This window comes from Novosphingobium sp. TK46 (assembly GCF_055361525.1).
On sequence record NZ_CM143963.1, the window covers coordinates 1,125,564 to 1,148,225 of the forward strand.

Sequence of the window (22,662 nt, forward strand, 5' to 3'; positions counted from 1 at the left end):
CCTGCCTATCCACGTCGCTTGCCAGACGCCACCTGCATGTATAATACACGGTGGCTCATAAAAGGAGGCGGGCGACATGCATATGAAAGGTCAGCAGCTGATCGCCGCTCCGCGTGCGCGGGTGTGGGCGGCGCTGAACGATCCGGCAGTGCTCGCGCAATGCATCCCGGGATGCCAGACCCTTGAGCCAGACGGTGACCAGCGTTTCCGTGCCGTCGCGGAAGTGAAGATCGGACCGATCGGGGCTCGCTTCAAAGGCGACGTGGTCCTGTCGGAGCTGGATGAACTGAATGGCTATACGATCACCGGTTCGGGCAACGGCGGGATTGCGGGTTCGGCCAAGGGGATCGCGAAAGTACGGCTGTCCGATGCGCAGGATGGTGGAACGCTGGTGGCCTACGATGTCGATGCCGATGTCGGCGGACGCATGGCGCAGCTTGGCGGTCCGATCATCGACGCCACGGCCAAAAACCTTGCCGCCAAGTTCTTCGGCAAGTTCGCGGAGGTGACCGGCGCGGCGGCGCCCTCGCCGACGCAGGCGACAGCCGCCGCCCCTGCCGAAAGCCAAATCGCGCTGCCGGCGCCAAGCCCGAAAAGTTCGGACAAAACCTCCCGGGCCGCCGCCCCTCAAAGCCTCTGGGGGTGGGTCGTCGCCCTTGTCATGGCGCTGTTCGCAGGGTTCATGCTTGGGCGATCCTACAACGGACTGGTCGTGCTGGTGGTGGCTTTTCTGATGATCGTCACGGCCGCCGCGGCCTACGAGGCGGGTCGACGGGCTGCGTCCCGATGAAGCCGGCGCCGTTCGACTATGTCGCGCCGCGAACCGTTGCGGAGGCGGTGGGCATTCTGGCCGACGCCGGAGGTGGCGCAACGATCATCGCCGGCGGCCAGACGCTGATGCCGCTGCTCAACTTGCGGATGAGCCAGCCGTTCATCCTGATCGACATCAACAAGGTCGAAGGCTTCGCTGGAGTCAGCCGCGTTGCGGGCGGCACCCGCATCGGTCCTGCGACGACACAGGCTGACGCGTTGCGGGACGAAAACCTGGCCCGGCACTTGCCCGCGTTCGTCCAGGCCCTGGGCGAAGTCGGGCATCACCAGACCCGCAATCGCGGCACCATCGGCGGATCGATCGCGCTGGGCGAACCGGCGGCGGAAATGCCGGCCACCGCCGTGGCATTAGGCGCCATGATCGAGATCGCGTCCGTCCGTGGCGTGCGCAAGGTCGCGGCGCGCGACTTCTACGTCGGACCCTATATGACCGTGCTGGAAGCTGACGAGATGATCACCGGCATCGTCTATCCCGATTGGCCGCCGGGCCACCATGTCCTGTTTCGCGAAGTGGCGCAGCGTCCGGGCGACTTCGCCCTCGTCGGGGTGGTCGGCGCCTTGGTAGTCGGGAGCGGCTCGGTCGTGCGCGCCGGCTTGGCTTGGTTCGGCATGGGTCCTACGCCGATCGCGATGACGGGGCTGGAAGAGGCTATCGTCGCCAGACAGCTGGACGCCCTTGATATCGACGAACTTGCCGCTGCGGCGATCGCCGACACCGCCCCGTTCGACGATCACCACGCCAGCGCCGAATATCGCCGCACCGTCGGCCGGCGCATTCTGGCCAGAACGTTGCGCGAGACGCTGACGCTGAAGGAAACTGCATGAGCGAGCACGCCATCTCCCTGTCGATCAACGGCCGCCGGCAGACCGGCACCGTCGAAGCGCGCACGTCGCTGGGCGACTTCCTGCGGATCGATGCGGGCTATACCGGCGTGCATCTTGGCTGCGAGCACGGCGTCTGCGGCGCTTGCACGGTGATCGTCGACGGGCGCGCGGTGCGGTCTTGCCTGATACTGGCAGTGCAGGCCGACGGCAGCGACATTACCACGGTCGAAGGGCTTGCCGACCCCGAAGGCACCCTGCACCCCGTTCAGCAGGCGATGCGCGATGCCCATGGGCTGCAATGCGGCTTCTGCACCCCCGGCGTGGCCATGACGTTCGCCGCCATGACCGGGGAAGGTCGCAAGCCCACCCAAGACGCGCTGTTGGCGGCGATGTCCGGACACATCTGCCGCTGCACCGGGTATCAGGGCATCCGCAAGGCCGCGGCGATACTGGTCGAACAGGCGCAAGCCGGTGGGCATTCGGCATGAGCGAGGCGGATCCCGCCGCTCCCGGTATCGGCGCCACGCGCTGGATCGGCAAACGTGCACCGCGCAAGGAGGATGCGCGCCTGCTGACAGGTCGCGGACAGTTCACCGACGATGTGGTGCTGCCCGGCATGCTCCACGTCGCGTTCGCACGCAGCCAGATCGCGCGCGGCACTATCGTTTCGGTCGATACGTCCGCAGCGCTGGAAATCCCGGGGGTCCATGCGATCATGCTGGCCGGGGATCTGGCCCGGCAGCCGATCACGATGATGAGCTTCTTCTTCACGCCATCCGAAGTGCCGGTGACCCCGCTTGCCGACACGTACGTACAGTATGTCGGCGACCCCATCGCCCTCGTCATCGCCGATACCCGCGCGATCGCCGAAGATGCCGCCGCCCTGATCGAGATCACGTACGAGGAACTCGAACCGGTCGTCTCGATCGCGCAGGCCATGGCGGGGCCGCCGATCCACCCCGGAACCACCAGCAACATCGCGGCCGAGATCGGCGATGAAGAGCCTGAAGACGAACTGGCCGATGCGCTGAACGCCGCCGCCCATCGCGTGACGCAGACCGTGGTGCACCAGCGGATCTCGCAGGCGCCGATGGAGAACCGCGCCGTTCTCGCCACGCGCGAAGGGCCCGAAGAACTCACGCTCTACATCACCTGCCAGAGCCCAAGCAATATCGCCCGGTGGGTCGGCACCGCGCTGGGCCTGCCGGATGGCGCGATCCGGGTGATCGCCAAGGACGTCGGCGGATCGTTCGGACTGAAGAACACGCCGTGGAAAGAGGAATGCGCGGTAATCTGTGCCGCGATGCTGTTCCCCCGCCCGCTCAAGTGGACCGAGGATCGTTACGAGGCGCTGACCGCCTCGCCCCAGGCGCGCGAGCAGGAAATGACGCTGCAGGTCGGCTTCGACGCGCAGGGAAAGATGCTGGCCAGTCACGGCATCTACGACTGCAACAACGGCGCCTATCCGCAAGGCGCCGACAACAACATCGCGGTCCACATGTTCCTGTGGCCGGCCTACAAGATGCCGACCTACGGCTTCGTCAGCCGGGGCTGGTACTCCAACACCAATGGTCTTGCCGCCTATCGCGGACCGTGGGCGATGGAAACGCTGATCCGCGAAACCCTGCTCGACAAGGCGGCGCGCCGCATCGGGATCGATCCGATCGAACTGCGCCGCCGCAACCTCGTCTATCTGTCAGACCAGCCGGTGACCTCGTGCATGGGCATCCCGGTCGACGACATCACACCGGGCGAATGCCTCGACAAGCTTGTCGAGCACTTCGACGTACCGGCGTTCCGGCGCGAACAGGACGAGGCCCGGCGGCAAGGGCGTTATCTCGGACTTGGCATCGCCGCATACATCGAACCGACCGGTTCCGCCGGCTCGATGGCGCCGATGACCGGCGAACTCGCCCAAATCCGCATCGATCCCACGGGCAAGGTCACCGCGACGATGTCGACCCACAGCCAGGGCCATGGCACCGCGACGACGATGGCCCAGTGCATCGCCGACCGGCTTGGCGTGCGCTACGAGGACGTGACCGTGTTCGAGGGCGACAGCAGCCGTGGCGGTTTCGGCCCCGGCGCGGCCGGAAGCCGCCAGGGCGTGATCGGCGGCGGCGCGGCGATCCGCTGCTCCGAATTGCTGGCAGACAAGGTGAAGACGCTGGCCGCGCACCTCTACAATGCCTCCGCCGAAAGCGTGACCATCGAACAAGGCATGGTCCATATCGCCGGCGCGCCCGAGATGTCGCGTCCGATCGGGGAACTGGCTAATATCGCCTATGGCGAGCCGCACCGCCTGCCCGCCGGTTTCGAGGCCGGGCTGGAGATGCAGTTTCGCTACCAGCCGCCGCCGATGACGATGACCAGCGCCGCGCATGCCTGCGTGGTCGAGGTCGATGCCGATACCGGCTTCGTCACGATCCTGCGCTGGATCGCGTCGGAAGACTGCGGCACCGTGATCAACCCCGCGGTAGTCGAGGGGCAGGTCGCGGGCGGTCTGGCGCAGGCGATCGGCATGGTTCTGCTGGAGGACATGCCATACGACGCGCGCGGCAATCCGCTGGCCGCCACCTTCAAGGATTACCTGCTGCCCGCCATCACCGACGTTCCGGTGTTCGAGTACGTCCATGCCAACACCCCGTCCAAGACCATCGGCGGCATGCGCGGCGTGGGCGAAGGCGGCGCGATCGTCGGCCCGCCGACCCTCGTCAACGCCATCGCCGATGCGCTGAGCCCGTTCGGAGAGATCGACGAACTGGTCCTGCCGCTGACGCCCGCCCGCATCCTCGACGTGATCGAGCAGCGCGACATCTCGGGCACACGAGCCCGCCGGGCTGGCACCGCCGCGATCGAAGCAACGGTGGAGGCTTCATCGGCGCTGCCCGCCAGCGACATACCGCCGCCGATCGATGCGATGATCCTGCCCGGCGGCACGCAGGCCGCCGCACCCGCGTCGACGGACATCGATGGCGACTGGCACATGGTGCTCAAGACACCAATGGGTCCGCAGGCGATGCTGGCCCATTTCGAAACGGAAAATAGCAGCCTGTCGGGCTATCTCTCCGCCCCGGAAGGCCGTCAGGACTTTGCCGGCGGCACTTGGGAAGACGGTCGAGCCAGGTTCGAGGTGAAGGTCGAGCAGCCCATGAAGATAACGCTCAAGTACGATCTTCAGATCGACGGCGATGCCATCACGGGCAAGTGCAAGATGGGAATGTTCGGTTCGGCCAAGGTCACCGGCGAGCGGAGGTCCGAGCCTTGAGAACTATCCGTATCGTTGCGCTCGCATGTTTGATGCTGGTGGCAGGCTGCTCCGACAAGAGCGCGCAGCCGGTCGAGCAGGCGATGCTGGCCGATCCCGACGAATGGCCGAGCTGGGGCCGCAACGGTCTGGAAACGCACTACAGCCCGGTGGACGAGATCACGACCGAAAACGTCGGCGACCTCAAGCTCGCCTGGCACTACGACCTAGAGCCCGGCTTCTCCGCTTCGACCCCGCTGATGGCCGAGGACAAGGTCTTCATCACCACCGGCCATTCGCACATCCGCGCGTTCGACGCGGCCACCGGCAAGCCCTTGTGGGAGTACGACGGCGGCACGCGCCAGCGCGCGAAAACGGCGCTGCAACTGTCGTGGGGCAGCAAGGGCATCGCTTACGACGCGGGTAAGGTGTTCCTCGTCACCACCGACGGCTATGTCGTGGCGCTCGATGCCAAGACCGGCAAGGAAGCCTGGAAGGTCTATGACTATCCAGACCAGGCCCCGCGCAATTCGAATGGCGCCCCGCGCGTGTTCGGCGGCAAGGTCATCGTCGGCTATGGCGGGGCCGACATCAGCAACGCGCGTGGCTTCGTTACCGCCTACGACGCGGCGACCGGCAAGCGCGCCTGGCGTTTCTACACCACCCCGGGCGACGAGGTGAGTCCCGTCAATGCGCGGGCCGAACAGATCATGCGCAAGACCTGGCCGGCAGGCTGGAAGAACCCCGACGGCACCCAGCGCGGTGGGGGCGGCTCTGCCTGGAACGCCTTCAGCTACGATCCGGAACTGCATCTGGTCTACCTCGGGATCGGCAACGGCTTTCCCTACAATCAGGATCTGCGCAGTCCGGGTGGCGGCGACAACCTGTTCCTCGCCTCGATCGTCGCGGTCGACGTGAACACCGGCGCCTACAAGTGGCACTACCAGATCTGTCCCGGTGAGCAGTGGGATTGCACCGCCACCGCGGACATGACGCTGGCGACGCTCAAGATCGACGGCAAGGACCGCAAGGTGCTGATGCAGGCGCCCAAGAACGGCTTCTTCTACGTGCTCGATCGCGCGACCGGAGAATTCATCTCGGCGGAAAAGATCGCCAAGGTGACCTGGGCCGATCATATCGACAAGAAGACCGGCCGCCCGGTCGAGAACCCGGGTATCCGCTACAACCGCAAGCCCGGCCTGTTCGAGATGTGGCCGGGGCCGACCGGCGCGCATTCGTGGATGCCTCAGGCCTACAGCCCCCAAACGGGGCTGGTCTATATCCCCGTGCAAGAACTGCCTGCCCTGATCGGCGAAGGCCAGAAGGGGGGTGGCGAGATCGCGGCGGGCATGGGCGTGACGATGATCCCCGAAGTCGAACTGCCGGGCGGCCACAAGAGCTATCTCAAGGCCTGGAACCCGGCCACCCAAAGCGAAGCCTGGAAAGTCGAGCTTCCCGGCACCTGGCCCGGCGGCGTGATGGCGAGCGCGGGCGGCCTGGTGTTCGAGGGGCAGGTCGACGGCAAGTTCGTCGCGCGCGACGCTAGAACCGGCAAGGAGCTATGGTCCTACAGGGCGCAGAGCCCGATCGTCGGCGCGCCGATATCCTACCGCGTCAACGGCAGGCAGTACGTCACCGTCATCACCGGGATGGGCGGCCAGGGCGCCGGGATGCAGACGCTGGGCAATCAGGCCTATCGCACCGACTATCGCTCGCCGCGTCATGTGCTGACCTTCGCGCTAGGCGGCACGGATACCATACCGCCGTTCACGCCGCCGGTGCTCACCCCGCCGGCCGATCCCGACTACAAGCCGGACGCGGCGCGCAGCCAGGCCGGTTTCATGCTGTTCGCCACGCGGGCCTGCCTTGTCTGCCATGGCTGGAATGCCGTGGGCGGCGGGGCGGCACCGGACTTGCGCTATTCGCCCGTGATCACGGATGCGGCGACGTTCCGCACGATCGTGAAGGAAGGCGGGCTCAAGCTGAACGGCATGCCTCCCTTCCCGCAGTTCACCGACAGGGAACTGGAGGACTTGCGGTTCTACCTGCGGACGCGAGCGCAGCAGGCGCCGGCGGAGCAGAAGGCCTACATGGCGCGATTGCAGGCGGCCAAGGCCAGCAACGCCAAGCCGCAGGACTTCGCCGGCAAGTGGAACATCGTGATCCAGTCCCCAATGGGACCGCAAAAAGCGGTCATGGACCTCAAGGTCAGCGGCAACGTCGTGACCGGCAAGGTCTCCGCCGCGCAAGGATCGGTGGACGTAGCCGGGGGCTTCGCCAATGGCCGGGCCAAGTTCCAGGGCAAGGCCAGCATGCCGATGCCCATCACCATCTCCTATGACGTGACGGTAAAGGATGGCACGCTGACCGGTGAAAACGCCAACGGTCCCTTCGGCACCTTCCCGGTCACCGGCACAAGGTAGCGCCAGCCGCCCCGCCGATGGCGCCAGGAAGGGGAGGCGCAGTCATTGCAACGCGCTTGGGTTGCGCGCACGATCGATGATGGGAGAGCAGATCATGAGCGACGAGAACGAGTTGGCCGCACTCAAGGCCACGGTGAGGCATCTGAAGGCTCGGCAGGACATTCTCGACGTCATCGTGCGCGAGTCTCGCGGCCGCGACCGTCATGACGAGGATATGATCGCCAGCTGCTATTGGCCCGAGGGCGCCGACGAACATGGCCCGGTGCCCTTCCCCGCATCCGATTATCCGAAGATCGCCAACAAGGGCCATGCCCATGCCTTCGGCATGAACCAGCATAACCTGGCCAATCACAGTTGCGAGATCGATGGCGACACCGCCTATTGCGAAACTTACGTGGTGGGGACCATGCTGTCGCACGATGCGATGACGTGCACCATCGCCGCGGGCCGCTACATGGATCAGCTGGAAAGGCGAGGCGATGAGTGGCGTATCCTCTGGCGCCGCTCAACGGTCGAGACGGCGCTGCAAGGAGACGCATCCTGGCTGCAGGAGCCTGCCGTCAAAGGCTTCCTCAAGGGCACGCGCGATCGTGACGACCTGTCCTATCACCGGCCGTTCGCGATCGGCGGCGCAGGAGCGCGCTGGTAATTTCAAACAAGCGTTTGGAATTGACTTGTCCCAGGCTGCACCATGCGCCATCCTTCGCATCGGGACGGATGAAGAACTGGGATTTGTACGCGTATGCCCTGGCTGATCGGCGATCGTGAACGGACGCGTCCATGTGCTCGAAGCGCCTGGCGAAATGGGTCTTGCTCCTTGCAGGCAAGCCATAGCCGCGAGGAAGCGGCATGAGGATTTGCCGCTTCACTCTCGCAGCGGATAGTACCGCACAGCCACGGGTCGGAATCTACGACGAGGCCGGCATCCGCGATGTCACCGACGTGGTGGAGGCACTGGCGCCCATGCGCTGGCCTTTGCCGCCGGGCGACCAGTTCGTGGCGCAACTGTCTGATCTGATGCCGCGCATGGCGCAGCTTGGCGAGCGGGCACCCCTGCTGACCCACGCCGACGTGCGGCTGCTTTCGCCCGTGGCCAATCCCGGCAAGATCATCTGCGGACTTGGCAACTGGAAGCACCATGGCGCCCCGCTCGGCTCGATCGGGTTCCTCTACAAAGTGACCAGCGCGATGGCCGGCCCCGACGAGGGCGTGCAGGTGCGCTGGCCGGATCGGGTGACCCTGCACGAGCCGGAACTCGCCATCGTCATCGGTCGCGAGTGCACGAACGTCACCCCCGCTGATGCGCTCGCATACGTCGCCGGCTACACTTGCGCGTTCGACACGACGTTGCAGAAAGAGGCGGAGGATTTCAGCTTCTGCAAGTCTTTCGACACGTACGGAACGCTGGGCCCTTGCCTCGTCACCGCCGACGAGATCCCCGATCCGTCCGGTTTGTCCTACCGCTTCTGGGTCGATGACGACTTGCGCGGCGAACGCAGCTTCGCCGACCTTACCGGGAGTGCGGCCGAACTGGTCGCTTACGCGGCGAGCGCCATGACACTGCAGCCGGGAGACGTGATCCTGTCCGGCGCTGCCGATGTCGCGCCGGTCAGGCTGGGCGAGACGATGACGCTGGAAATACCCGCCATCGGTCGTCTCGTGGCCAAGGTCTCGGTATCGCCGCAGGCCCGCAACGTGGCCTCGGCTACGGCCACGTAGCAGCCGTTGCGGCGACATCGGCAATCGAGCGCGCGATATGGCGAAAAGGAGAGGATAAATGACCACCGCACCCACACCGCCAAGTAACCGTACCGTCGAGACCATTCGCGGCCAGCACCACCGGTTCATGCTGATCCCGATGGTCGAGGCGCATGCGCAATGGTTCGAAGCAGGGCTGATATCGGTCGCGGTCGAAGCGCGCGCCCTCGGCGACAGCGCGGAGCGGATGGTTCGCGGCCCCAGCATCCACGTCTTCAATGCCGAACGCAGCGAAGAATACATCCGCTTCGACGTCTTCGGTCAGGTGCTGCACTACCACTACATATTGAACGACGCGCAACACAACATCCTGTGGGGCTACGATCCGGACGTGAACGGCCCGATGATCGACTGGGCGGCCGATGCCTTACGCAGTCGGCTCCCCGCCATGCTGCGCCGCTGCCGGGCACAGGCGCTGGCCGCTCGGGTCGAGGAGCAAGGCTGGGACACTTCGGTCCTACCGGCGGTGAAAGCGGCGGCTACGCAGGCGTTGGCCCCGCGCGACGACGACCTGCTTCGCGCACGCGAAGGCATGGAGTGGATGCGCGAGTGGAAGCAGATCCACCCGCAGTTCAACACCGTCGGTCCGGACGAATACTGAATTCCAAGAAGCCGGGGCAATCTGGCGCTCTGGCTATGCCACCAAGGCCGCGGCGGTTCAGTTCAGCAGCGGCAGGCTCACAGCCGGAATCTGCAGGTTCTCACGCAAGGTGCGGCCTTCGTACTCGCGTCTGAACAGGCCGCGGCGTTGTAGTTCCGGCACCAGCTTGTCCATGATCTCGTCGAACGAGACCGGGTAGATCGCCGGAAGCAGATTGAACCCGTCGCACGCGCCGTCCTCGAACCAGTGCTGCAGTTCGTCGGCAACATCCTGAACGGTGCCGATGGTCGCGAAATGCGCGTTCGACTGGGACGAGCGGATCAGCACCTGGCGCAAGGTCAGGCCTTCGCGCTTGGCGGCTTCCACATGATTGCGGCCCCGGCTGATCACCGAATCCGCCGGAATGTCGGGGAACGGCGCGTCGAGATCGTGCCCGCTCAGGTCGTAGAACTTGAGCGCCATCTGCAGCCGTGCACGCGCAGCGCGCAGATCGATCCGCGAATCGAGGCTGGACCATTTCTCCTCGGCCTCCTCGCGGCTGTCGCCCAAGACGACGAGCGCGCCGGGCATCACCTTGACGTGGTCGGGATCACGGCCCCACGCCACAGCGCGGGCGCGGATGTCATCGCGAAAGGCCTTGGCCTCGTCGAAGGTCGATTGCGCGGTGAACACGGCTTCGGCCACGCGCGACGCCATGGCCCGCCCTTCGGGCGATTGTCCTGCCTGGATCAACACCGGCCGACCCTGCTGCGATGTGAGCCCCTTCAACGGGCCACGCACCCGGTAGTACTTGCCGGCATGATCGATGAGGTGGATCTTGGACGGATCCTTGTAGGCTCCGCCCGTCTTGTCATGCGGGTACGCACCGGGTTCGACGCTGTTCCAAAGCTTCAGGACCACGTCGACGAACTCTTCGCCACGGGCATAGCGTTCTTCCTGGGGCGGGAATACTTGATCCGCGTATTGCGCCCCATCGTCGGGCGAAATGCCGGTGACGATATTCCAGCCGACTCGGCCACCGCTGATGCGGTCGAGCGACAGCACTTCGCGCGCGGCATCGTAGGGCGGCCGATAGGATGTCGCGATCGTCGCCGCCAGCCCCAGGTGCGTCGTGTGCGCGGAGATCGCAGCGAGCAGCGTCATGGGTTCGAGGTTGTCGCCACCGCTTGCATACGGAAAAACCTCGGGATTCTGCGCATCGCTGAGAGAAGCCGTGTCGGCGATGAACATCATGTCGAATTTGGCCGCTTCCAGCTTGCGCGCAAGCTCGACCCATTTGGCGATATCATGGCCAAAGGCGTTGTCCGCATCGGGATGACGCCAGCCCGCCTGATGATAGCTCCCCCCGCAAAACGCGCCGAGTTTCATTTGTCGCCTGGTTCCGTTCTTCGCCAAGGTCATCCCTTCCCGATCCTGTTGAAGCTGCTCTCGATCGAACCCGATCGTGCGGGTTGCCTTGTCTCCGAAGCCTACTTGACCCAACCCGCCGGCAGGGTTTCGTACCATGTGGCGGGCAAATCGATATACTTGCGCGATACCGAGCGGATCAGCTTCGCACTGCCGTCATCGTTCGGCATGATGATGATCTCGGCGCCCTCAAAGATAATCCCTTCCCGGTCCTTGCCCGTGACCGGATGCCCCTTGGGGCCCCGCACGATCGTCCTGTCGCCGATGCCGAGGGTGATGTCTGTGCCCCCCTGGGTGCGCAACGTCACGTCCCGCGTGGTGTTCGACACGACCTTGCCGACCAGCGGCACGCCCGATGAGGGCAGAAAGCGGATGTCTATCGACAGGCGCATCTTGTCGGAACGGTTCGGCAGACCGGCATGCGCTGTCATGCTGTGGAAGATGAGCAGGTCGCCGGCCTTGTAGTCCGGGCGGCGCCAGGCTTCGTCCGGGATGGTGCCCGCCGGGATGCCGACGCGCCTGTCCGGATCTTTGAACACGTCTGCAGGATAGAGGCTGGCCTTGTGCGAACCGGGCACCACGGCAAGACCGCCGACCTCATCGTCGATATCCATCAACGGCACCCAGCAGGTGGCGAAGTCGATGCCGTAATTGTAAATCCCGTCCTGATGCCGCGCGCCGAAGGTCTCGATCGTCGAGCCTTTCGGCGCCGGAGGCGCGGTACGATGCACCACGATCGGAACCCATGTCGGCGCTTCTCCCAGAAGCGTGCTGACGACGTTGTCGAACGATGCGTCGGCCACCAGCGCCTTCCAGACATCATCGTCGATCGGCTCGGCAAGCGTACCATCCAGGCGATCGCTGCCGGTCCAGATGGACTGCGTTTCGTGCTGATCGACCAACTGCAACTTCTTGAGACGGTCGAGGTAGACTTGCCGCACTTTCGCGATGGAGGATGCACCGATGGCATTCTTGAAGAACAGGGTACCGTCCTGCGCCCACCGCTCGCGCAGGCGCATCGGATCGCCCAGCAGGGGCATCGAATCGGGGAGTTCGGCTATGTGCATCGGGATCACCTGTTCGTCCATGAATCGAAGTAGCGGGGTGGCGCGATCAAGGCGTCATGACAGCGCGGCATCAGGCCACGATCGCCTCGTCTTGCAACGCCGCGACCTCGTCGGCCGCGAATCCCGCTGCCGACAAAAGCGCGTGGGTGTGTTCGCCAAGACGAGGCGCGCGAACCGGCGTAGCAGGGGCGTAATGGCCGTCGAACCCCACCGGTCCGGCGGCGAGCTTGATCCGGCTTCCGTCGGTGACTTCCACTTCGAACAGCAGGCCGTTGGCTTCGACCTGCGGGTCGACGGAGACGTCGTGGATGGTGCGCACGAGTTCCCAGGGGGCGTCCCAGGCGTCGAAGATCGGCTGCCAGTACGCCCAGTCTCGGGCGCCGATGGTGGCCTGTATCTGGTCGATCAGGGCGGCACCATGTTCCGCGCGTCCCGCGCCATCACCGAATCGCGCGTCTTCCAGAAGTTCCGGCCGATCGATGATCCGGCATAGCGCGGGCCAGTACCGCTCGGCATCCAGGAACATGAGCTGGATGAACCTGTCGTCCGCAGTTTTGTAAGGGTACCGCAACGGCGCCCGCATGGGATTGCCGGTGTGCGCATGTTGGTCGGGCGTCTGCGTCTGGCTCACGACCACATCGGCCGACAAGGCCCAGACCGCGGTGGACAGCAGCGATACGTCCACCACGCTCGCCTTGCCGGTCATCGCCCGCTGGAACAGGGCGCCGGCGATGCCGTAGGCGATCGAGATGCCGCCGATATGGTCCCCCAACGCCGGGCGTGGCTTGAGCGGCTCGATCATGCCCGTGGGCCGCAACGCATGGGCAAAGCCGCCACGCGCCCAGAACGCCGTGGCGTCATAGCCGGCCTTGTCGATCTCCTTGCCCTTGAAGCCGAAGCCGTTGCCACGAACGTAGATCAGCCGGGGGTTGCGCGTCTGCAGATCCTCAGGTGTCAGCCGCAATGCGGCGATAGCCTTGGGCCGCAGGCTCGTCAGAAACACGTCGGCGGTGTCGATGAGGCGCAACAACACCTCGCGTCCTTGCGTGGTCTTGAGGTCGATCGCGATCGATTTTTTTCCGCGATTGTTCTGCTCCAGCGAAAGATTGGCGGAGCCGGTTTCGCGCCCGTCGCCGATTTTCAAGGAGCGGTAAGGATCGCCGCCTTCGACCGTTTCGACATGAATGACCTCGGCGCCATGGTCTGCAAGCAGCGCCCCGCCCGCAGGCACGAACACGTACTGCGCCAGTTCGATCACGCGCACTCCGGAAAACACGTCTTTCATCCAGCACCCTGTCCTGTCTTGTCGCTTTATCTAACAAGCGTTTGGTTTATGATGCAAGGCAATTCTGAAGGGGTGCGCTTCGTTGAGAGAATACTAGGCGTTGCCGGAGGGCCCCGCTTTTCGATAAGTGTGCGGTAATGACCTGTTTTGCGCTTTTCCGGACTGCTTGCCCTTGTTCGTGCATCAGTCAGGCACGTCCATGACCGACCGGCCCAGGAAGAAGCATCTTGCGAGTGCTTCCACCGACAAGGGCAGCGATCGTCGACAGCGCATCCTGATGGCCGCGCGACGACGATTCGCCGCGTCTGGGTTCGAGGCGACCACCACCCGCCAGATCGCCGAGGACGTCGGTCTGCTGGCCGGCAGCCTCTATTACCACTTCGCGAACAAGGAGGAGATGCTTCACGAAGCGGTGCGCGATGCGGTCGCTCGGTTGCGTGACGGCGCGCTTGAGATACGCGACCGCAGCGGCGACGCGGAAAGCAGGCTGGTCGCGCTGATCTTCTTCGACGTGCAGGAATTCACCCAGAACCAGGACGTTCACGCCATCCTTCACCAGGAGCGCGCCTACTTTCGCAACAGCCCCGACATGCGTGATATCCTTGCGGCCAGGCGCGAGCACTATCTGGTCTGGCGCAGCCTGCTGGAAGACGGCATCCGCGAAGGTTCATTCGATGGCGACATCAACCTGTACCTGACCTTGTCGACCATCATCCGGATGCTGAACACCGGCGCGGATTGGTATCTGCATGACGACCCGGCGGCCATCGGTGCTTCCGGCATTGTGTCGCGCGACGAACTCGGCGCCTTCTATGTCCGCTATGTCCTTCGCGTCATCCGCCGCCCGGAGCGCATTCAGAGCGACGTGCCGTGGCCGGCGAGCTACCGCCCGACCGAGTAAAAGATCAGAGCCGCGACAGCGTCATCGAACCGTCACACAACCTTCATACCCTGATCGTACCTCTCGATCTGTTAAGGTTGCTTACGCATGGCCACTTCGGCGCTCACGGGTCGCGAGACGATCCGCCCCATCTCGCGCCCGCGCCTGGACGGCAACCTCCATCCCGCAGGTCGCTGGATTTTCGCGGCCCTGCTGATCGGTGGCCTGGCCTTCGCAGCGGTGAGCGTGCTGACCGACACCGCGCAAGTCGGCGAGCAATTGGCGACAGGCGTGTTTCTGTTCCTAGGCCTGGCACTGATCATCGCGCTGGGCTTCGAATTCGTTAACGGTTTTCACGATACCGCGAACGCGGTCGCGACGGTGATCTACACGCATGCGATGCCCGCCCCCCTGGCGGTGATCTGGTCGGGTGCCTTCAACTTCCTGGGGGTGGTGCTGTCTTCGGGCGCCGTAGCCTATTCGATCGTCACGCTTCTGCCGGTCGACCTGGTGCTGCATGTCGGCAGTGGCGCGGGCTATGCGATGATCTTCGCCTTGCTGCTGGCGGCCGTGACATGGAATTTGGCGACGTGGTGGGCCGGATTGCCAAACTCGTCCAGCCACGCGTTGATTGGCTCGATCCTGGGCGTCGGGCTGATGAACCAGCTGCTGGCGGGCGCAGGGGGCACTTCCGGCGTTGACTGGACACAGGCGGAAAAGGTGCTGGCGGCCTTGCTGCTCAGCCCGCTCATCGGTTTTGCCGGCGCTTTCGTGCTGCTGCTAGTGATGAAACGGGTGGCGACGGACCCGGCGCTGTACCGCGAACCGGCCGGCGACCAGCCCCCTCCGCGCGGCATCCGGGCGCTGTTGGTCTTTACCTGCACCGCCGTCAGCTTCGCGCATGGCAGCAACGACGGTCAGAAGGGCATGGGACTGATCATGCTGATCCTGATCGGCTGCGCGCCCACCGCCTATGCGCTCAACCGCACGATGCCCGACAGCGCCACGCCGGCGTTTATCGCGTCCGCAAGCGCGGCCCAGCGCGCGTTCGATCACCAGACCGGCGGCCAGCGCCTGGATGCCGCCACGGCGCGTGAGGCGCTGACCCGTTCGTTGCGGACGCGAAAGATTGAGGGCAACGCCACTTTCGCCAGCCTGGCGACGCTATCGCAGGACCTGACGAAGCGGATCGAGGGCTATGGATCGCTGCGCAAGGTTCCCGCCGCCGCAACGCCGAACTTGCGCAACGATATGTACCTGGTGCTCGACGCTTCGAAGCTGGTCGCCAGCGAGGATGCCGTGCGCCGCCGGATGACCGCTGCCGACCTCGACGCGGTGAAGGCGCATACCGCCCTGCTCGAACAGGGCACGCGCTATATCCCGGGCTGGGTCAAGCTGACCGTCGCGCTGGCCCTTGGCTTGGGCACGATGGTGGGCTGGAAGCGGATCGTCGTCACCGTGGGTGAGCGGATCGGGCGCACGCACCTGACGTATGGGATGGGCGCCTCGGCCGAACTGATGGCGGCATCGACGATCCTGCTGGCCGAACAGTTCGGAATGCCGGTCTCGACCACGCACATCCTCTCGTCCGGGGTCGCCGGTGCGTCGGTCGCCAACGGGGCGGGACTGCAGCGGCGCACGGTGCGCAACATGGCGCTGGCCTGGGTGCTCACACTGCCTGCGGCGATGCTGATCGCAGGCGGTCTCTATTGGCTGTTGCTGACCGGTATCCGCATCGCCGGCATATCCTGACGCCAGGGTTACCCGGCGAACACGAAAGCTGACGCGGGCCGATCGCGTCGCTATGGGGTGCGGCATGAGCACGGCGCCCCAATCACAGGCTGATCCCATCGCGGTTGCCGCGCTGTACCGGTTCGCGCCGCTGCCCGATTGCGCACGCTGGAAGGCGCCGTTGACGCAAGCATGCCGGCAACATGGCATTCGCGGTACGCTGCTGCTGGCGCCCGAAGGCATCAATGGCACGATCGCCGGTCCGCACGAGGGGGTGGCCCGCATCATCGACGTGGTGCGTGCCCTGCCCGGCTGCGCCGACCTCGACGTCAAGCTGTCGACCGCGCCGACGATGCCGTTCCATCGCATGAAGGTCCGCGTAAAGCGCGAGATCGTCACCATGGGCGAGCCTGACATCGACCCGCTCGCCAGCGTCGGCACGTACGTCGAGGCGCATGATTGGAACGCGCTCATCGCCGATCCCGACACCCTCGTCATCGACACCCGCAACGATTACGAGGTGGCTGTCGGCACCTTTGCCGGAGCGGTCGATCCCAAGACGCCCACCTTTCGCGACTTTCCCGCCTGGTTCCGTCGCGAGCGCGAGCGATTGCTGGGGGCCGGACGGCAGCCGCGCGTGGCGATGTTCTGCACCGGCGGCATCCGTTGCGAAAAATCGACCGCGTTCCTCAAGCAGGAGGGTGTAGAGGACGTGTACCATCTCAAGGGCGGCATCCTCAAATACCTGGAGACGGTGCCCGAAGACGAAAGCCTGTGGCAGGGCGAATGCTTCGTGTTCGATCAGCGGGTCACCATCGGCCACGGCCTGACCCAGGGAACGTACGCGTTGTGCCATGCCTGTCGCCTGCCGTTGAGCGAACAGGACCGCACATCGCCCCTATACGAGCCGGGGGTGAGCTGCGCGACCTGCTATACCGAGCGTACCGAGGCGCAGCGCGCCGCCTATCGCGAGCGCCATCGCCAGGAGGCGATCGCGGCGGCGAAAGGCCGCACGCATGTCGGTGCGGTGTTCGACGAGACGGCGGATGATCGGCCTGACTGATCCCATCCTATTCAGCTTCCGGCGTTGCCCCTATGCGATGCGCGCCAGACTGGCGCTGATCGTCAGCGGCCTCCGCTGCGAGTTGCGCGAGGTGCAGCTGCGCGCCAAGCCGGCAGAGATGCTGGCCGTCTCGCCCAAGGGCACCGTGCCGGTGCTGATGCCGGAGGATGGATGCGTCATCGACGAAAGCCTCGACATCATGCGCTGGGCGCTGAGCCGGCAGGACCCCGAGGGCTGGCTTGAGCGCGACGATCCCGTGCTGATCGCGCGGAACGATCACGCCTTCAAGCACGACCTCGACCGGTACAAGTATCCCGAGCGTCATGGCAGCGATCCCGCCGCCCACCGCGAGGCCGGATTGGTCATATTGCAAGATCTGGAGAGCCGGCTGGCGCTGCAACCCCAGCTATGCGGTGATCTTCGGGGGCTGGCGGACATCGCGATCATGCCGTTCGTCCGCCAGTTCGCCGCGGTGGATCCAGTCTGGTTCGCCAGCCAGGCGCTGCCGCGTCTGCAGGCCTGGCTGGCGCGGCACCTGGCCTCCGATCTGTTCGCAGCGGCGATGCTGCGTGTCCCGGCCTGGACCAGCGCACAAGCATCGATCTACCTCCCGGCGGTAGCTTAGCTCCAGGCTTGCGGCTGCTGCCGATGCGTGGCGGACGCGTCCGGTACACGCTCGGCGCTGGTCCGAAATGGTCGCGCCACCGGACCAGGCCGACCTTAATCGTAAAGCAGCACCATCATGCGGCGGCAGCGCGCTTTTCTTCAGCGGGCAGACTGACCTGTGGCAGACACTTGAAGCCCGGCCGCGCGAGAAAGTAACCTTGGATGTAGCGCACGCCAATCTTGCGTAGCGCCTCGAACTCGGCGCGCGTTTCGACGCCTTCAGCAATCATGGTGATACCCAGCGCTTCGGCCATGCGCGCGACGCCCTCCACGATCAGTCGTCGTGGCATGCTGACGTCGATGCCCCTGACCAGTTCCATGTCGAGCTTGATGAAGTCGGTCTGGAACTTGGCGAGCAGGCCCAGGCCCGCATGCCCGGCCCCAAAATCATCGATCGCGGTCGCAAAGCCCATCGCCCGGTAGCTCTCGACGATGGTTCGGACGTGATCGGTGTCCGCCATTTCCTCATTCTCGGTAAACTCGAAGATCAGGCGGTCGGTGGGGAAGCCGGTCGCACGCGCGGTCTTGAGCGTGAGCTGGATGCACGCAGTCGGTGAATAGACGGCATTGGGGAGGAAATTGATCGAGAGCCGCGCATCAGTGTCGAGGATTCCAGCCGCGACCGCACCCTCGATCGCAGCCACCCGGCACTGCTGGTCGAAGGCATAACGATTATCGGGAGTTACTTGTGAAAGTACCTCCCACGCACCCGCTCCATTGTCGCCACGCACCAGAGCCTCATAGGCGAACGCGCGACCGGTCTTGACATCGACGATCGGCTGGAACGCCATCGCGATCTCAAACGTCTGCTTCTCCGACTTACAACCCTGACAGCCCACGCTCATACCACTTCATCTCCAAGCCGTCGGGGATGGTGCCAAAGAATCGCTAACAGCCTGTTACGAGCGGAAAGTCTGTCTGCGGGCGGCGCTCCAGCCTTGGTGCGTGATGAAGCGCAAAAGGCGTCCGGGACGCCTAGAGCGCCGCATCTGCTTGCGGACACGCTCTGCAAAGCAGCAATCGACCTGGTCAATCCAGGTGTCGAGGTAGGTGTGACGTCGACATCGTAGTGATCATCAATCCGAACCCGCTCGCCGTCATCGAGGGCGGAAGGCGATCCGACGCAGGAGGGTGAGTGCATGTCCACCCTCCGCTTTGTTGCAGGTCATTGAGACTACAGCAGCGAACTTATCAGCCGCGCGCAGTTCTCCAACAGCTTGCTCGCCGACAAGCGATGGGCAGTTCGACGGTGTTGCCGCGCACTGGTGGCAGGTAGTCCAGCTTGGTGGCGAGCGCTGCGGCAGGTGGTGTGGCGGCGTCTTGAAGGCATAGGGCGCCAGGCGTCATCGATGCTGTCTGGGCATGGCGGTCCGGATCACGTCAGTAGTAGCGCGGGATCGGTCCCACTTGCGGCGTCTGGTCGGGCAAGTCGACTTCGACCTCGTCCACCCAACACCAGCCCCAGCCCTCGGGGGGATCGTAACCCTCGATGATCGGGTGCGCTGTCGCGTGATAGTGCGCACGCGCGTGGCGATGGGGCGACTGATCGCAGCACCCGACGTGGCCGCACGCGCGGCAGAGACGCAAGTGAAGCCATTCGCTGCCGGTTTTCAGGCACTCTTCGCAACCCTTGGCGCTGGGGGTCACGTCGCGGATCGTCCTCAGGTGGGAACAGGACATCAATGCATCTCCTCGGCAGTCCGTGTGGCAGACATGGCTGGGTCTTGAGCGATGGTGGTCATGGTCGTCTTCAAAGATACGCCCAAGCGGCAAGGCCAACCTGGCCGACGGACGACGCTCGCGCTATCATACCCACGTTTGGGGCCCGACGCCCGCCGATACAAACCTGCGTATGATAGCGCGAACCCTTCGCCTCCAGTCTGATGGCGGAACCGAAGACGAGGGAGGTTCCACATGATGCAGGTGACTATGGCAAGCGACATGATGTTGCGACCGACGCGCGTTTGCCCCCAGATCGTACCGCCCAATTCGCAGGACGAGGCGAACCACCGGATCGCCAATCACCTCCAACTGATTTCGGCGCTCATCGCCGTCGAGGCGCGGAGCGTATCCGCTCCCGAGACTCTGGCCGTGCTCAAGCGCATGCAGCAGCGCATCGCGGCGGTCGGTGGCGTGCACCGGCAGCTTTGCACGAACCTCGGCCCGGAGGTCGATCTGGGCGATTACCTTGAGACCCTGGGCGAGCAGTTGGCGCGCAGCTGCGGTCCGCACCGGCGCATCGTGATCGATGCAGACACGGTGCCGGCAGGAAGCGAAACGGCCTCGACAATCGGCATGCTGGTGAGCGAGCTTGTCGCCAACGCCTGCAAGCATGCCTATGCGCCAGAAGAGCCCGGCAGCGTCGTCATCACGCTACGCCGTCGCGGCCAAGGCAGCTATCGCTTGATCGTCGAGGACCGCGGGACGCACGTTGGCATGCCGGAAGCCGGGTCCGGCCTCGGCACTCGCCTCATCGAGGCCACTGTTGTCCGTCTGGGTGCCGCCGTGAAGTGGGAGGACGCACGACCTGGGATCCGCTTCGTCATGGACTTTCCTCTCTGACCCAGCCGGCTCGTCGAGACCAGGGTTTGCACAACGCCGGTTTGTACGCCAGCTTGCCGAGGGTATGGCGACAATGGCGGTCGTCGTGGGAGGCAGCGATGCGTGGACATGGGAAGCCAGGGCGGTGGCTTGTCTCGGGCAGGGTCGTGATGGCAGCCCTGCTTGCGCTTGGTCTGTTCGCATTGGACATCCTCAGCCCGTTCCAAGGCGCCGTCGCCGTGCTCTATACCGTCGTGGTGCTGATCGTTGCGCGCGAGCAGCAGCGCGGGTTGGTGCTGGCCGCAGGCGCAAGCTGTGCGTTTTTCGCGATCGTCGCGTACTGGATCAGTCATGGCCACGACAGTCTTGGCGCGGCGACGATGCGGCTTGCCGTCAGCCTGGTCGCGATCGCCACCACCGCCTTGCTGTGCGCGCGCCAGATCACCGTCGCGGACGAGCGGCGCCGCGCCAACGAGCGCTATCGCATGATCTTCAACGCGACCGGCTTTCCCATCTGGGAATCCGACTGGTCGCCGGCGTACAAGATGTTGAGTGCGGGCCAGCCGCTCGACCTCGATCTGATCCGGCGGGTGGGCGCGGCCTCGTTCATCCGCGATGCCAACCAGGAGGTCGCGCGGTTGTTCGGCTATGCCGATCGCTCGGAGCTGATTGGCGGCAACATCATCAGCCACCACACCGCCAATGCTCAGACCGCGCAGATGCGTATCTTCGACACGCTGCTGCGCGGTGAGGCGCCGGCCGAGGAGGAAGTGCAGTTCCTGACGACGGCCGGCGAAACCATCGACGTCGTGCTGCGCGTGACGTTGCCGCCCGATCACCGGGGCTGGCAACACGTGCTGATCACGGCAGTCGACGTCACCCAGCGCAACCGGTCGCAGGCACGGCTCGCGCAAGCACAGGCGGAACTGACGCACATGGCGCGCGTGACCACGCTTGGCGAACTGTCCGCCTCGATCGCGCACGAGGTCAACCAGCCACTTTCCGCGATCATCACCTACGCCAAGTCGGGGCGGCGCTGGCTCGCGCGGGAGGCGCCCGATGCGGCAGAAACGGGCGACTGCCTGGACCATATCGCGGCCAACGGCATCCGCGCGGCAGACATCATCGCACGCATCCGCGACCTCGTCCGCAGGGCGGAACCGCAGCATGAGGCCGTGCGGATCGAGGCTCTCGTCCATGACACCGTGGCCATTCTGGAGCGCGAACTCAACGCGAACGGCGTTGCCATGAGGCTCAAGATCGAAGGCGACCTTCCGGAAGTGAGCGGCGACCGTGTCCAGCTACAGCAAGTCCTGATGAACCTTCTGCTCAACGCCCAGCAGGCGATGGCGGATACACCGGTGGATCGTCGGCAGCTCTGTGTCGAAGGGCGGCAGGACGACACGCACGTCGTCATCGAAGTCAGCGACTGCGGTGCCGGATTTGCGAGCAACGACCCCGAGAACCTGTTCCGACCCTTTTTCACCACCAAGCAGGACGGCATGGGCATGGGACTTTCGATCTGCCGCTCGATCGTCGAACAGCACGGCGGTACTCTGGCAGCCAGCAGCAACGAAGACGGCGGCGCCACCTTCCGCTTTCGCCTGCCCATCCTTGCCAGCGGCGAAAGGATCGCGGCATGAACCCGACCCCGCTCCCGGACTGCGTTTGCGTGATCGATGACGATCGCGAAGTCCGTGGCTCGATCGGCAGCCTGCTGCGCTCGAGCGGCTTCGACGTGCGCCTCTACGACAGCCCCGGCGCCTTTCTGGACGCCGGATCGCCGGAGGTCCCGTCCTGCCTCGTGCTGGACATTCGCTTGTCCGGGGAGAGCGGACTGGATTTCCAGGAGCGGCTGGCCGGGCACGGCATTGCTCTGCCGGTGGTGCTCATGACCGGGCATGGCGACATCCCGATGACCGTACGCGGCATGCGCGCGGGCGCCATCGACTTCCTGCCAAAGCCATTCGATGACGAGCAACTGCTCGGGGCAGTCGCAGCCGCGATCGCGGTGGACCGGATCCGGCGAGCGGAAGCGGAGGGCTCGGCCGCACTCAAGGCATCGTTCGCGACGCTTACTCCGCGCGAGCAGGAGGTGATGGGGCTCGTCGTCACCGGGCTGATGAACAAGCAGGTCGCCGCTCGTCTGAAGCTGAGCGAGATTACCGTGAAGATCCATCGCGGCAACGTGATGCGCAAGATGGCGGCACAATCGCTGGCCGATCTGGTCCGCATGGCCGAGCAGCTTGCCGTGCGTGACGAGACCATTCATCGCTACCATACCTGAGTATGATGGTTCGGAAGGCTTCATGCGCCCAAATTCAGTGCGTTACGGGT

20 protein-coding genes are annotated in these 22,662 nt (G+C 64.9%); 15 read left to right on the plus strand and 5 right to left on the minus strand.

What is annotated here, in order from left to right:
• The first annotated feature begins 76 nt into the window (after positions 1–76).
• The 8 genes from ACXJ1Z_RS05270 to ACXJ1Z_RS05305 all read left to right on the plus strand — a co-directional run bounded on the left by ACXJ1Z_RS05270 (position 77) and on the right by ACXJ1Z_RS05305 (position 9,685).
• Positions 77–790 carry an SRPBCC family protein gene (locus ACXJ1Z_RS05270; protein ID WP_463780059.1) on the plus strand — a complete coding sequence of 238 codons (714 nt, stop codon included), beginning with the start codon at positions 77–79 and terminating at the stop codon, positions 788–790.
• Positions 787–1,656 (plus strand): FAD binding domain-containing protein, encoded by an 870-nt coding sequence (locus tag ACXJ1Z_RS05275; protein ID WP_463780061.1) that lies wholly within the window; start codon positions 787–789, stop codon positions 1,654–1,656. The genes ACXJ1Z_RS05270 and ACXJ1Z_RS05275 overlap by 4 nt, the downstream gene beginning before the upstream one ends.
• A complete protein-coding gene (locus ACXJ1Z_RS05280; RefSeq protein ID WP_463780063.1) occupies positions 1,653–2,144 on the plus strand; it encodes a (2Fe-2S)-binding protein in 492 nt (163 codons plus the stop codon). Before ACXJ1Z_RS05275 ends, ACXJ1Z_RS05280 begins: the two co-directional genes overlap by 4 nt.
• On the plus strand, positions 2,141–4,924 hold the full coding sequence (locus ACXJ1Z_RS05285) for a xanthine dehydrogenase family protein molybdopterin-binding subunit (protein ID WP_463780065.1): 2,784 nt from the start codon (positions 2,141–2,143) through the stop codon (positions 4,922–4,924). The genes ACXJ1Z_RS05280 and ACXJ1Z_RS05285 overlap by 4 nt, the downstream gene beginning before the upstream one ends.
• A gap of 32 nt (positions 4,925–4,956) precedes the next feature.
• On the plus strand, positions 4,957–7,326 hold the full coding sequence (locus ACXJ1Z_RS05290) for a PQQ-dependent dehydrogenase, methanol/ethanol family (RefSeq protein WP_463780066.1): 2,370 nt from the start codon (positions 4,957–4,959) through the stop codon (positions 7,324–7,326).
• Between the two features lie 94 nt (positions 7,327–7,420).
• Complete coding sequence (locus ACXJ1Z_RS05295) at positions 7,421–7,975, plus strand: nuclear transport factor 2 family protein (protein WP_463780068.1); 555 nt, start codon at positions 7,421–7,423, stop codon at positions 7,973–7,975.
• A 200-nt stretch (positions 7,976–8,175) separates the two neighbouring features.
• Positions 8,176–9,045: a fumarylacetoacetate hydrolase family protein gene (locus ACXJ1Z_RS05300; RefSeq protein WP_463780070.1), complete on the plus strand. Its 870-nt coding sequence runs from the start codon at positions 8,176–8,178 to the stop codon at positions 9,043–9,045.
• A gap of 58 nt (positions 9,046–9,103) precedes the next feature.
• Complete coding sequence (locus ACXJ1Z_RS05305; protein ID WP_463780071.1) at positions 9,104–9,685, plus strand: DUF7700 domain-containing protein; 582 nt, start codon at positions 9,104–9,106, stop codon at positions 9,683–9,685.
• Positions 9,686–9,742: 57 nt separating this feature from the next.
• Here the strand turns inward: ACXJ1Z_RS05305 and ACXJ1Z_RS05310 are convergent, their stop codons facing one another.
• The 3 genes from ACXJ1Z_RS05310 to ACXJ1Z_RS05320 form a co-directional block, all read right to left on the minus strand.
• Complete coding sequence (locus ACXJ1Z_RS05310; protein WP_463780072.1) at positions 9,743–11,053, minus strand: LLM class flavin-dependent oxidoreductase; 1,311 nt, start codon at positions 11,051–11,053, stop codon at positions 9,743–9,745.
• Between the two features lie 101 nt (positions 11,054–11,154).
• The gene (locus ACXJ1Z_RS05315) at positions 11,155–12,180 is read right to left on the minus strand and encodes a phytanoyl-CoA dioxygenase family protein (RefSeq protein ID WP_463780075.1); all 1,026 of its coding nucleotides are present in this window, start codon (positions 12,178–12,180) and stop codon (positions 11,155–11,157) included.
• Between the two features lie 49 nt (positions 12,181–12,229).
• A complete protein-coding gene (locus ACXJ1Z_RS05320; RefSeq protein WP_463780077.1) occupies positions 12,230–13,444 on the minus strand; it encodes a CaiB/BaiF CoA transferase family protein in 1,215 nt (404 codons plus the stop codon).
• A gap of 199 nt (positions 13,445–13,643) precedes the next feature.
• On the opposite strand from ACXJ1Z_RS05320, the gene ACXJ1Z_RS05325 reads away from it, so the two are divergent.
• The 4 genes from ACXJ1Z_RS05325 to ACXJ1Z_RS05340 all read left to right on the plus strand — a co-directional run bounded on the left by ACXJ1Z_RS05325 (position 13,644) and on the right by ACXJ1Z_RS05340 (position 17,743).
• A complete protein-coding gene (locus tag ACXJ1Z_RS05325) occupies positions 13,644–14,345 on the plus strand; it encodes a TetR/AcrR family transcriptional regulator (protein WP_463780078.1) in 702 nt (233 codons plus the stop codon).
• Between the two features lie 87 nt (positions 14,346–14,432).
• Positions 14,433–16,076, plus strand: a complete 1,644-nt coding sequence (locus tag ACXJ1Z_RS05330) for an inorganic phosphate transporter (RefSeq protein ID WP_463780081.1) — start codon at positions 14,433–14,435, stop codon at positions 16,074–16,076.
• Between the two features lie 64 nt (positions 16,077–16,140).
• Positions 16,141–17,118 carry an oxygen-dependent tRNA uridine(34) hydroxylase TrhO gene (trhO, locus tag ACXJ1Z_RS05335; protein ID WP_463780083.1) on the plus strand — a complete coding sequence of 326 codons (978 nt, stop codon included), beginning with the start codon at positions 16,141–16,143 and terminating at the stop codon, positions 17,116–17,118.
• Positions 17,102–17,743 (plus strand): glutathione S-transferase, encoded by a 642-nt coding sequence (locus tag ACXJ1Z_RS05340; protein ID WP_463780084.1) that lies wholly within the window; start codon positions 17,102–17,104, stop codon positions 17,741–17,743. Before trhO ends, ACXJ1Z_RS05340 begins: the two co-directional genes overlap by 17 nt.
• Before the next feature lie 115 nt (positions 17,744–17,858).
• On the opposite strand, the gene ACXJ1Z_RS05345 is transcribed toward ACXJ1Z_RS05340, so the two are convergent.
• A complete protein-coding gene (locus tag ACXJ1Z_RS05345; RefSeq protein WP_463780086.1) occupies positions 17,859–18,629 on the minus strand; it encodes an EAL domain-containing protein in 771 nt (256 codons plus the stop codon).
• 535 nt (positions 18,630–19,164) lie between these two features.
• On the minus strand, positions 19,165–19,464 hold the full coding sequence (locus tag ACXJ1Z_RS05350; protein ID WP_463780088.1) for a UBP-type zinc finger domain-containing protein: 300 nt from the start codon (positions 19,462–19,464) through the stop codon (positions 19,165–19,167).
• 234 nt (positions 19,465–19,698) lie between these two features.
• Between ACXJ1Z_RS05350 and ACXJ1Z_RS05355 the strand changes: the two genes are divergently transcribed.
• From ACXJ1Z_RS05355 to ACXJ1Z_RS05365, 3 genes are all read left to right on the plus strand, one after another.
• Complete coding sequence (locus ACXJ1Z_RS05355; protein ID WP_463780090.1) at positions 19,699–20,346, plus strand: sensor histidine kinase; 648 nt, start codon at positions 19,699–19,701, stop codon at positions 20,344–20,346.
• Between the two features lie 149 nt (positions 20,347–20,495).
• A complete protein-coding gene (locus ACXJ1Z_RS05360) occupies positions 20,496–21,968 on the plus strand; it encodes a sensor histidine kinase (RefSeq protein WP_463780092.1) in 1,473 nt (490 codons plus the stop codon).
• The gene (locus ACXJ1Z_RS05365) at positions 21,965–22,612 is read left to right on the plus strand and encodes a response regulator transcription factor (RefSeq protein WP_463780093.1); all 648 of its coding nucleotides are present in this window, start codon (positions 21,965–21,967) and stop codon (positions 22,610–22,612) included. The genes ACXJ1Z_RS05360 and ACXJ1Z_RS05365 overlap by 4 nt, the downstream gene beginning before the upstream one ends.
• Positions 22,613–22,662: the final 50 nt, after the last annotated feature.

Coding starts and splice junctions, on each gene's coding strand:
- ACXJ1Z_RS05355 (WP_463780090.1), top strand. CDS start 19,699: ATGATGCAGGTGACTATGGCAAGCGACATGATGTTGCGACCGACGCGC.
- ACXJ1Z_RS05280 (WP_463780063.1), top strand. CDS start 1,653: ATGAGCGAGCACGCCATCTCCCTGTCGATCAACGGCCGCCGGCAGACC.
- ACXJ1Z_RS05290 (WP_463780066.1), top strand. CDS start 4,957: ATGCTGGTGGCAGGCTGCTCCGACAAGAGCGCGCAGCCGGTCGAGCAG.
- ACXJ1Z_RS05315 (WP_463780075.1), bottom strand. CDS start 12,180: ATGGACGAACAGGTGATCCCGATGCACATAGCCGAACTCCCCGATTCG.
- ACXJ1Z_RS05285 (WP_463780065.1), top strand. CDS start 2,141: ATGAGCGAGGCGGATCCCGCCGCTCCCGGTATCGGCGCCACGCGCTGG.
- ACXJ1Z_RS05320 (WP_463780077.1), bottom strand. CDS start 13,444: ATGAAAGACGTGTTTTCCGGAGTGCGCGTGATCGAACTGGCGCAGTAC.
- ACXJ1Z_RS05325 (WP_463780078.1), top strand. CDS start 13,644: ATGACCGACCGGCCCAGGAAGAAGCATCTTGCGAGTGCTTCCACCGAC.
- ACXJ1Z_RS05310 (WP_463780072.1), bottom strand. CDS start 11,053: ATGAAACTCGGCGCGTTTTGCGGGGGGAGCTATCATCAGGCGGGCTGG.
- ACXJ1Z_RS05345 (WP_463780086.1), bottom strand. CDS start 18,629: ATGAGCGTGGGCTGTCAGGGTTGTAAGTCGGAGAAGCAGACGTTTGAG.
- ACXJ1Z_RS05365 (WP_463780093.1), top strand. CDS start 21,965: ATGAACCCGACCCCGCTCCCGGACTGCGTTTGCGTGATCGATGACGAT.
- ACXJ1Z_RS05360 (WP_463780092.1), top strand. CDS start 20,496: ATGGCAGCCCTGCTTGCGCTTGGTCTGTTCGCATTGGACATCCTCAGC.
- ACXJ1Z_RS05270 (WP_463780059.1), top strand. CDS start 77: ATGCATATGAAAGGTCAGCAGCTGATCGCCGCTCCGCGTGCGCGGGTG.
- ACXJ1Z_RS05275 (WP_463780061.1), top strand. CDS start 787: ATGAAGCCGGCGCCGTTCGACTATGTCGCGCCGCGAACCGTTGCGGAG.
- ACXJ1Z_RS05295 (WP_463780068.1), top strand. CDS start 7,421: ATGAGCGACGAGAACGAGTTGGCCGCACTCAAGGCCACGGTGAGGCAT.
- ACXJ1Z_RS05305 (WP_463780071.1), top strand. CDS start 9,104: ATGACCACCGCACCCACACCGCCAAGTAACCGTACCGTCGAGACCATT.
- ACXJ1Z_RS05350 (WP_463780088.1), bottom strand. CDS start 19,464: ATGTCCTGTTCCCACCTGAGGACGATCCGCGACGTGACCCCCAGCGCC.
- trhO (WP_463780083.1), top strand. CDS start 16,141: ATGAGCACGGCGCCCCAATCACAGGCTGATCCCATCGCGGTTGCCGCG.
- ACXJ1Z_RS05300 (WP_463780070.1), top strand. CDS start 8,176: ATGAGGATTTGCCGCTTCACTCTCGCAGCGGATAGTACCGCACAGCCA.
- ACXJ1Z_RS05340 (WP_463780084.1), top strand. CDS start 17,102: ATGATCGGCCTGACTGATCCCATCCTATTCAGCTTCCGGCGTTGCCCC.
- ACXJ1Z_RS05330 (WP_463780081.1), top strand. CDS start 14,433: ATGGCCACTTCGGCGCTCACGGGTCGCGAGACGATCCGCCCCATCTCG.